Consider the following 8,867-nt stretch of genomic DNA (forward strand, 5'->3'; position numbering starts at 1 on the left):
ATAATATTTTTTTCAGTTACAGTTATCTTTAAAGCTTTATTAGTTATATTTAAACTTTCTATATATTTTAAAACTTCTTCCTTTTCATATAATGGTTTTAAACCAAGCCTTATAAGTCCCTTATCTAACCTACTAAAATGATAATCAAGAAATTTTGCTTCTTCTTTAACTAAAATGGTTTCAAAAACTCCAGCACCAAAGAAAATTCCACTATCTAAATCTAATTTCCCTTCATTATTTATTATTTTTCTCATTTTAACACCTTCATTAAAGCTTTAGCCTTTTGAATGGTTTCATAATACTCCTCTTCCTCATCAGATTCAAATGTTATTCCTCCACCGACTCCAAAGTATGCTCTATTATCTTTCTTAACTATAGTCCTTATAACAATGTTAAAATCGCTATTGCCTCTAAAGTCAAAATATCCAATTGCTCCTGTATATAAATTTCTTTTAACACCTTCAAGCTCTTCAATTATTTCCATAGCTCTTATCTTTGGTGCTCCAGTAATTGATCCCCCAGGAAAAGCTTCCTTTATGCAGTTAATTGCTGAACTTCCGCTTTTTAATTTTCCTTCTATAGTTGAAACTAAATGGAATACAGTAGCATATTCTTCTATTTTAAATAATTCTGTTACTTTTACAGAATTTTTTTTACAAACCTTACTTAAATCATTTCTCTCTAAATCCACAATCATAAGAAGTTCTGATTTATCTTTTTCACTGTTTATCAATTCATTCTTATAAAATATATCTTCTTCTTCATTTTCTCCTCTAGGTCTTGTTCCTTTTATCGGTCTAGTTGTAACTGCCCCATCTTGAATTTTTATAAACCTCTCAGGTGAAGAACTTATAACTTGAAAATCTTTATAGTTTAAATAAGCTGAAAAAGGAGCTTTATTAATTTGTCTAAGTTTTGAATATATAGAAAATGCATTGTCATAACATTCTGAGTAAAATCTTTGAGTCATATTTGCTATATATATGTCTCCTTCTTCTATATATTTTTTCATCTTGCTTACAGCTTCAATATACTCTTCTTTCGTAAAATTAGAATTAAACTTAACATCTCTATTCGTTAAAGTTACTTCTTCTACTCTTTTACCTTCACATATTTTTCTTTCTATATTATAAAAATCATTTTCTACTTCACTAAGTGATGTAATATATGTTTTTTTATTTTCTAAATCAAATACAATTATATTATTGTAAAGTATAAATCTCATATCTGGTATTTCAAAGTCTTCTATTGATGTGTTTGGAATAACTTCTAATCTTCTTCCTGTATCGTAAGATATATAACCAATATATCCACCAAGTAGTGGTATTTCGCTTTCCACATTTATACTATGTTTATTTATTCTCTTCTCTAATTGTTCAAAATAATCTAAGCCTTCGATTTCTTCAGAATTTATATATGTATGTCCATTAACATATTCCATTTTTTCTATTTTATTTATTCCGATAAAAGAATACTTAGATAATGATGTATCTTCTTTTGAACTATCTAAAAAAATACTATCTTCATTGCTAAATATATTATATATATCAAAAGGAGATAGTTCTGTTTTTATTTCTTTTATTTTAAAATTCATCTTTCTCTCCTTTAAAGCCTCTACAAATATTTATAAAGTTTTTAAGTATACTATGCCCCTCTTCTGTAAGAACGGCTTCTGGATGGTACTGTACACCATATATAGGCATATTTTTATGTTCAATCCCCATTACTACTCCATCTTCTGTTTCTGCTGTAATATTTAATTCTTCTTTAATTGTTTCCTTATTTATTATTAAGGAATGATATCTAGTAACTTTAAATTCACTAGGTAATCCTTTGAATATACCTTGTCCATTATTTATTACTTTAGATATTTTGCCATGCATTGGTCTACTTCCTTTAACTATTTCACAACCAAAATATTCTCCAATACATTGATGCCCAAGGCAAATTCCAAGTATAGGCACCTCCCCTTTAAATTTATCAATTATATGTAAAACTTCCTTAGCATCTTTTGGTGCTTTGGGTCCTGGTGATATTACTATCCCATATGGATTAAAATCTTTTATTATACTTTCTGTTATTTTATCATTTCTAAACACAACTACTTCTTCATCTAATTCTTCTAAATATCTTACTAGATTGTATGTGAAAGAATCATAATTATCTATCATTATCATCATAAAAAAAGCCCCTCTTTAATTTATTATTTTATAATTGTTATCATTTGTGCTAAAATACATTTAATATTTAAATTAAATTATATCATAGCTTTTTCTTTTAAAAAATATAATAGTAATGAAAGGAGTTGACGCCCATGAAAAAGGTAGATTTTCATATTCACACAAATTTATCAGATGGTCTATTAAGTCCGAAGGACATGGTTATAAGAGCATCAAACAATGGTGTTTCAATACTCGCACTAACAGATCACGATACTGTAAACGGTCTTCTTGATGCAAAAACAGAATGTGACAGAAGAGATATTAAATTCATTCCAGGTGTTGAATTTTCTTGTAATCACAATGGTGAAAGCATTCATCTTCTAGGCTTCTTTAAAGACGACAGTTATAAATCAGAATCTTTTCTTGAGGTTTTAGATAGTGTTAAGAAAAGAAGAGTATATCGTGCTAAAGAAATAGTTTTAAAGCTTAAAGATATTTTCAATATAGAAATCAATTTTGATGATGTATTAAAGTACGGAGAAAATGTAGTAGCAAGACCACATATTGCAAAAGCAATTATAGATGCAGGTTATCCATATACTCAAGATTATATATTTGATAATTTTATTGGTAAAGGACAACCAGCTTATGTACCAACAAATAAAATAACAATTAAAGAAGGTATTGATTTACTTCATAAATATAACGCACTTGTATTTTTAGCTCATCCAATTTTAATTAATAATACTCCCCTTTCTGATTTCTTAGAATTTGATTTAGATGGTATTGAAGGAGTATATTTCTTAAATTCAAAAGAACAAGAATCTAAATTAATACAATTTGCAGATGAACATAATCTACTAGTTTCTGCAGGTTCTGATTGTCACGGTGACTTCATTAACGATAAACGTCACGGTGATATCGGTGACATGAATCTAGACGATAAGCATTTAAACTTACTGTTAGAAAAATTAAAAAATTAAAAAATAAGGCTATCTCAAAAATAATTTTGAGATAGCCTATTTTGTTATTCTTCTATTTTCTTAGTTTTATCTGATTTATCATCAGCAAACCATTTAGCTTCTGTTGTAGGGTTATTTAAAATACCTGCCATTACTAAAATTGAAAGTATAGCGTTAATTATTTCTTGATAATTTTCCGGTAAAATTTTAAGTCCAAATCCTTGCAACACCATTGGTATTAAAGCAGCTATAGAAAGCCATAGTCCATAATTTTTTAAACGTGATTTATCAAACATACTATCACCTCTTTGTGATACATTATATGTTATATATATTCACTTGTTCCTTTAACTATGCTTCTTTTAAAAATGCTACATAACCTTTTTTAGTTTCATATATATCAACTTTAGAAGCTACTTCCCATGGTGCATGCATATTTTGTAGTGCAACTCCACAATCTATTACTTCCATATTATATTCAGCTAAAATATAAGCGATAGTTCCACCGCCACCTTGATCAACTTTACCAAGTTCAGCTGTTTGGAATGATACATCGTGTTTTTCCATTATTCTTCTAAGTTCTGCCATGTATTCTGCATTTGCATCATTACATCCAGACTTACCACGAGCACCTGTATACTTATTAAATACTATTCCTTTTCCAAAGAATGCAGAATTTTTCTTCTCCATTACTGATGGGTAGTTAGGATCAAAAGCTGCACTAACATCTGATGATAACATCTTTGAATTAGCTAAAGCTCTTCTAAGTTTTATATCTGAATATCCTTCTACTCTATCTATAACTTCCGCAACCATATTTTCAAAGAATCTTGATTGCATTCCTGTTGCTCCAATACTTCCAACTTCTTCTTTATCAACAAGTAAGCAACAACAAGTTTTATCACATTTGTCAATTTCAGTTAATGCTACCAATGAAGTATAAGCACATACTCTGTCATCTTGACCATATGCCATTATCATACTTCTATCTAAACCGTAATCTCTTGCTTTTCCAGCTGGTACAACTTCAATTTCTGCTGATAAGAAATCTTCTTCTTCAAAATCATACTTATCTTTTAACAGCTTAAGAACGTTTTTCTTTACAGCATCCTTTTCTTCTCCTTTTAAAGGCATACTTCCAACTAGTACGTTAAGGTCTTCACCTTCAACTACTTTATTGCCCTTCTTTTCTAATTGAGTTCCTGCAAGATGAACTAAAAGATCTGAAACTCCAACAACTGGATCACTTTCACATTCACCGATATTTACATCAATCTTTGTTCCATCCTTTTTAACAACTACCCCATGAAGTGCAAGTGGAAGTGTCACCCATTGATACTTTTTAACTCCACCATAATAGTGAGTATCTAATAGTGCTAAATCAGTATCTTCATATAATGGGTTTTGTTTTAAATCAAGTCTTGGTGAGTCAACGTGAGCTCCTAAAATTTTAAGTCCATTTTGAATGCTTTCATTTCCTATTATAAATAAAGCTAATGCTTTTCCCATATTTTCAACATATACTTTATCACCAGGCTTTAAATTGTTATTTGAATTTATAACTTCTTTTAAATCTATAAAACCATGTTCTTTAGCTATACGTATGCTTTCACTGACGCATTCTCTTTCGGTTTTACATTTTGACATAAATTTTTTATATCCTTCGTTAAAGTCAAATATCTCTTTAATACCTTTTTCATCATACTTTTCCCAAGCGTTCTTTGTCATATATATTTTCCTCCCTCTTTTTTCTCTACCATGTTATTTTGCTATATTATTTTAAATTAATACCTTAATTATTATCACTTACACTACTTATTCTACTTTCTATTATATCTACAGGAGTTTCTTTAGACATAAGTGAATATCTAAAGTTTACAGCTGCAGCTTCAATAATAACAGCAATATTTCTTCCTGGTCTAATTGGAACAGTTAATTTTCTAACATTAGTTCCTAATATCTCCATATATTCGTAATTAGTTCCTAATCTATCATAATCTCCGTCATCTGTCCAATGTTCAAAATGCATAACTAGCTTTATGTCTTTCTGCTGCAGTACAGAACTTAATCCGTATAAGGCTGATACATCAATAATACCTATTCCTCTTACTTCAAGCATACCTATTGTTATACTAGGTGATGATCCTATAAGTTCTCCATCAATCTCTTTTATATCGACTGCATCATCTGTTACTAATCTATGACCTCTTTTAATAAGTTCAAGTGCAACTTCACTCTTCCCAATACCACTTTCACCTGTTATTAAAATACCAATTCCGTAAACGTCTACCAATACACCATGTAACCTTGTTTCCGGTGCTAGCTTGTCAGACATATACATAGTAAGTCTACTAATAAACTTAGTTGTAACTAAATTACTTCTTAAAACCCATATATTTTTACTTCTTGCATATTTAATAAATTCTTCGTGTGGTTCAAGATCTCTTGTTATAATTATACATTTCATATCAAAGCTAAAATATTTTTTTATTCTCTTTCTTCTAAGTTCAACTTGCATATCATCTAAGAAGCTCCATTCAGCTTTACCTATTACTTGTATTCTCTCCGGAGTAAAGTAATTGTAAAATCCTGATAATTGTAATCCAGGTCTATTTACATCACTTACTTTTATTTCTTCATCTAATGTACCTTCTACTAATATTTCTAAGTCAAAATCTTTAATTAACTTTTCAACAGTTACCGCCATATACTATCACCCTTTTTTATTTTTATTTCTTCTTTATTGAACCAAGCTGAGCTTTAAAATTCTTCTTAACATTCTCTATATATCTTTTTCTTAATTTTTGTTGAAAATCCTTTTCTTCTTCTGTAAGACCGCTCTCTTCTTTACTCTTCTTATATAGTTCATTTATTTTCTCAGTTACTTCTTCTATCGTCATTTTATCTATATTATATTCTTTGTTTTCCATTTTTTTACTCCTCGTTCGTTTATTGTATTATTTTTTTATTTTCTTATACCTATTTTACCTATAATTAGATACATAATCAACTTTTATCCACAATCCTTTTATCTTTTCAACAACTTTATTTAAAATTATTTTTTTCATATAATTCCTATATTTGACAGTTAAGTAAGTTTTATAGACAAATAATCAGAATAAATTTGAAGTTTTTTGTACAAAATGTCAATTTTTGTATATTGAAAATAATTTACATAACTTCCATAAATGTTATAATATGACTATAAAATTAATATTTTTACAAGTGAGGTATGAATTATGACAGCTAAAAAAATCCGTAAAAAAATTAAAAAAAGAAAATTCGTAATGAATTTGCTATTAAAGTTTTTAAAACCAACTAATAAAATTATGGTTAAGTTATCTCAGAATTTAGATAAAGACATAAGTAGATATCAATTAATTTTGTACAAGCTTCATATTAAAAAATCTAAAACTATAAGGCGTATAGACAGATTAGCTGCTTAAAACTTAATTGAATTATTTTGTAATATTTTAGAGTGTAAATAATAATAATTTTCATAGCTTTATTCCCTAATTGCTAGTAGTACATGTTACTTAGGAAGTTATTATTATTTCACTTAATTTTATTTATAGTTAAAATAAAAAAAATACCTCTCTATAAAAAAGAGGTATTATTCTTACAAATATAATCTCCCAACATGCCGTTTGCCTATATATTCAAAACCTGCGCCTCGCAGGTGGGTTTTACTCATATAACTCTCTGCCTTCTCCTGTCAAACAAATGAAGCAAATGCTTGGAGCCTGACATCCTTTATATTGTTGCAAATCCCGTTTTTCATATGTAGGTTGAACATGATAAGCTTGGCGTACATCTCAGGAACTTTATGATTTTATTATATCACTTTTTTTTTATATTTCAAGTGTTTATTAATACTTATAAATCCTCTTTATTCCTTATAAGTAATCGTTTAAAAGATCTTCTAGTTCCACTTTGCAATTTTCTGTACAAAATGCACCTATAAATTTTATGTAATCATTATTGTTACCGTCAATTTTTGACTCTTTTACGATACCTTCTACTTGAAGTTCATCAGCTATATCTTCTAATACAGCTTCAACATTATCTTTAGCAATTTCTAAAAGATATGGTATAAACCAATCTCTATTCCATTCATCACTATTTTCTTCTGCATCGCTTTCTTCGTTTGCATAAGCTCTTGCAGCCTTAATTTCATCTCCATCAAAATCATAGAAAAATTCTATTACAGCATTATCATTTGATGCCACAATTTCTTCAACTTCTGACAATCCATTTTCTTCTAATATCTCTATTATATCGGCTACATTCATTTCCCTTATTCTCTCCTTCTAGTATAAAAGCTTCTTGTATTCTTTTTTTACTGCGATAAATTCTTTATCATCTTCTACAAGATTAAGTTCTTCTTTATCGTCTACTTTATCTATTCTAAATATGAATATATCTTCTGCTTCCTCTTCAACTGGTGTTAATAATAGATATTCTTGTTTTTCAAGAAATATTCTTGCAACTGCTTCAAAATCTACTTTATTTCCATCTTCATCTTTGAATGACATTATTTCTCTTTCTTCCATTGTTCATTCCTCCTATTTCATTTAATAATTTATTATATAACATTGCTTATGTTTAAAGAAGTAAAATATATTACATCTTTAAACAAAGCCTTTTTTTAAAACTTTTCAACTTAAACTCTAGAGAATTATATATTAATTTTTTTTATTTTTCAATATTAATTTTTCATTAATCTATTCTTATTAGAGAAGTTAAATTATCCACCTCAATTATATACTCAGTATGAAGTGCTCTTGTAAGTGATACATATAATAACCTTTGATCTAATATACTATCTTCTTTATAAATATCTTTACTTGGATTAAATATAATACTACAGTCAAACTCTAAACCTTTTGTTAAGTATGATGGTATTATTACAAGGTCACCTTTAACCTCTTTTTCTTTACCTTTAATCCTTTGGAATTTATGCTTGCACTTTCTTTTTAGAGCTTTTTCAAGAACTTCTGCTTCAGTGCTATCTTTAGTTATAATAGCAATACTGTTTTTGCCACTATCTTTTACTCTAAGAACTATTTCTTCAATTACTTTTTGAAGTCTACTTTCATCTTCTAGTTTAATAATTGTTGGCTTATCTCCATGTCTTAATACTGGTTTTGCATCTTTAAGACCTAATTTTTGGGCGTCTAGTGCACCTTTTGCAAAATCAATTATTTCTACTGTTGAACGATAACTTTGAGTTAAACTTATAAATGTTGCTTTACCTTCAAATAAGCCTTCAGTTATCTCTTCCCAGTTTCTTAGTCCTTTATAATAATAAATTCCTTGAGCTAAATCTCCAACTAATGTTAATGAATTACCTCTTGCAAGTTCATTTACTAAATATATTTGTAAAGGACTATAGTCTTGTGCTTCATCTACAACTATATGTTTAAACTTTTCTTTATCATCAATTCCTTCAAGTAAAACTCTTATATATAAAAGAGCAGCTAAGTCATCTTCATCTATATAGCCTGCCTCATCTCTTTTATTGAACTCTTCTCTCATATACTTTGCTAAAGGCTCAGGTATTTTTGAATCTGTCGCTATAGAGAACATATCTTCATCATTATAGAACCCTCTATATACATCACTTGAATTTATTCCCCTCCACGCTTTAAAATATTCATTCATACGTGTTTTAGAAGTTTTTCTTATACTCTCTTTAACTCTATCTCTTTCATCATATACTTCTATAAGCTTTTCTCTTCTT

General features: G+C 28.4%; 11 protein-coding genes, 1 other RNA gene and 1 pseudogene. 2 read left to right on the forward strand and 11 right to left on the reverse strand.

The features are described from left to right. The 3 genes and pseudogenes from RSF37_RS14275 to RSF37_RS14285 all read right to left on the reverse strand — a co-directional run. Positions 1 to 254: pseudogene (locus tag RSF37_RS14275) on the reverse strand (aminotransferase class IV); the annotation flags it as partial. Continuing rightward, on the reverse strand, positions 251 to 1,594 hold the full coding sequence (gene pabB, locus RSF37_RS14280; protein ID WP_332565057.1) for an aminodeoxychorismate synthase component I: 1,344 nt from the start codon (positions 1,592 to 1,594) through the stop codon (positions 251 to 253). The gene pabB and the pseudogene RSF37_RS14275, both read right to left, overlap by 4 nt. Further along, positions 1,584 to 2,180, reverse strand: a complete 597-nt coding sequence (locus RSF37_RS14285; RefSeq protein ID WP_332565058.1) for an anthranilate synthase component II — start codon at positions 2,178 to 2,180, stop codon at positions 1,584 to 1,586. Before RSF37_RS14285 ends, pabB begins: the two co-directional genes overlap by 11 nt. Positions 2,181 to 2,314: 134 nt before the next feature. Here RSF37_RS14285 and RSF37_RS14290 point away from each other — a divergent pair, with 134 nt between their 5' ends. Continuing rightward, a complete protein-coding gene (locus RSF37_RS14290; RefSeq protein ID WP_332565059.1) occupies positions 2,315 to 3,145 on the forward strand; it encodes a PHP domain-containing protein in 831 nt (276 codons plus the stop codon). Positions 3,146 to 3,189: 44 nt separating this feature from the next. Here the strand turns inward: RSF37_RS14290 and RSF37_RS14295 are convergent, their stop codons facing one another. The 4 genes from RSF37_RS14295 to RSF37_RS14310 all read right to left on the reverse strand — a co-directional run bounded on the left by RSF37_RS14295 (position 3,190) and on the right by RSF37_RS14310 (position 6,054). Further along, positions 3,190 to 3,420 (reverse strand): holin, encoded by a 231-nt coding sequence (locus RSF37_RS14295; RefSeq protein WP_332565060.1) that lies wholly within the window; start codon positions 3,418 to 3,420, stop codon positions 3,190 to 3,192. A gap of 55 nt (positions 3,421 to 3,475) precedes the next feature. After that, entirely contained in the window at positions 3,476 to 4,852 is a 1,377-nt protein-coding gene (locus tag RSF37_RS14300) for an aminopeptidase (protein WP_332565061.1), read from the reverse strand. A gap of 64 nt (positions 4,853 to 4,916) precedes the next feature. Further along, positions 4,917 to 5,831, reverse strand: coding sequence for an HPr(Ser) kinase/phosphatase (hprK, locus tag RSF37_RS14305; protein WP_332565062.1), 915 nt, complete (start codon positions 5,829 to 5,831; stop codon positions 4,917 to 4,919). A gap of 22 nt (positions 5,832 to 5,853) precedes the next feature. Then, positions 5,854 to 6,054 (reverse strand): DUF896 domain-containing protein, encoded by a 201-nt coding sequence (locus tag RSF37_RS14310; RefSeq protein ID WP_332565063.1) that lies wholly within the window; start codon positions 6,052 to 6,054, stop codon positions 5,854 to 5,856. A 357-nt stretch (positions 6,055 to 6,411) separates the two neighbouring features. Between RSF37_RS14310 and RSF37_RS14315 the strand changes: the two genes are divergently transcribed. After that, a complete protein-coding gene (locus RSF37_RS14315) occupies positions 6,412 to 6,570 on the forward strand; it encodes a hypothetical protein (RefSeq protein ID WP_332565064.1) in 159 nt (52 codons plus the stop codon). Positions 6,571 to 6,752: 182 nt separating this feature from the next. Here RSF37_RS14315 and ssrS read toward each other — a convergent pair. The 4 genes from ssrS to RSF37_RS14335 all read right to left on the reverse strand — a co-directional run. Then, a non-coding RNA gene (ssrS, locus tag RSF37_RS14320) (6S RNA) lies at positions 6,753 to 6,949 on the reverse strand. A gap of 71 nt (positions 6,950 to 7,020) precedes the next feature. Further along, positions 7,021 to 7,416, reverse strand: coding sequence for a hypothetical protein (locus tag RSF37_RS14325; protein WP_332565065.1), 396 nt, complete (start codon positions 7,414 to 7,416; stop codon positions 7,021 to 7,023). Between the two features lie 18 nt (positions 7,417 to 7,434). Continuing rightward, positions 7,435 to 7,677, reverse strand: coding sequence for a DUF1292 domain-containing protein (locus RSF37_RS14330; RefSeq protein ID WP_332565066.1), 243 nt, complete (start codon positions 7,675 to 7,677; stop codon positions 7,435 to 7,437). 166 nt (positions 7,678 to 7,843) lie between these two features. Further along, positions 7,844 to 8,867 (reverse strand): 3'-5' exonuclease (locus RSF37_RS14335; RefSeq protein WP_332565067.1); only part of this gene is annotated, 1,024 nt, incomplete at its 5' end.

Source organism: Clostridium sp. (assembly GCF_036643715.1).
Lineage (GTDB): Bacteria > Bacillota > Clostridia > Clostridiales > Clostridiaceae > Clostridium.

Coding starts and splice junctions, on each gene's coding strand:
- hprK (WP_332565062.1), bottom strand. CDS start 5,831: ATGGCGGTAACTGTTGAAAAGTTAATTAAAGATTTTGACTTAGAAATA.
- pabB (WP_332565057.1), bottom strand. CDS start 1,594: ATGAATTTTAAAATAAAAGAAATAAAAACAGAACTATCTCCTTTTGAT.
- RSF37_RS14325 (WP_332565065.1), bottom strand. CDS start 7,416: ATGAATGTAGCCGATATAATAGAGATATTAGAAGAAAATGGATTGTCA.
- RSF37_RS14310 (WP_332565063.1), bottom strand. CDS start 6,054: ATGGAAAACAAAGAATATAATATAGATAAAATGACGATAGAAGAAGTA.
- RSF37_RS14330 (WP_332565066.1), bottom strand. CDS start 7,677: ATGGAAGAAAGAGAAATAATGTCATTCAAAGATGAAGATGGAAATAAA.
- RSF37_RS14285 (WP_332565058.1), bottom strand. CDS start 2,180: ATGATGATAATGATAGATAATTATGATTCTTTCACATACAATCTAGTA.
- RSF37_RS14315 (WP_332565064.1), top strand. CDS start 6,412: ATGAATTTGCTATTAAAGTTTTTAAAACCAACTAATAAAATTATGGTT.
- RSF37_RS14300 (WP_332565061.1), bottom strand. CDS start 4,852: ATGACAAAGAACGCTTGGGAAAAGTATGATGAAAAAGGTATTAAAGAG.
- RSF37_RS14295 (WP_332565060.1), bottom strand. CDS start 3,420: ATGTTTGATAAATCACGTTTAAAAAATTATGGACTATGGCTTTCTATA.
- RSF37_RS14290 (WP_332565059.1), top strand. CDS start 2,315: ATGAAAAAGGTAGATTTTCATATTCACACAAATTTATCAGATGGTCTA.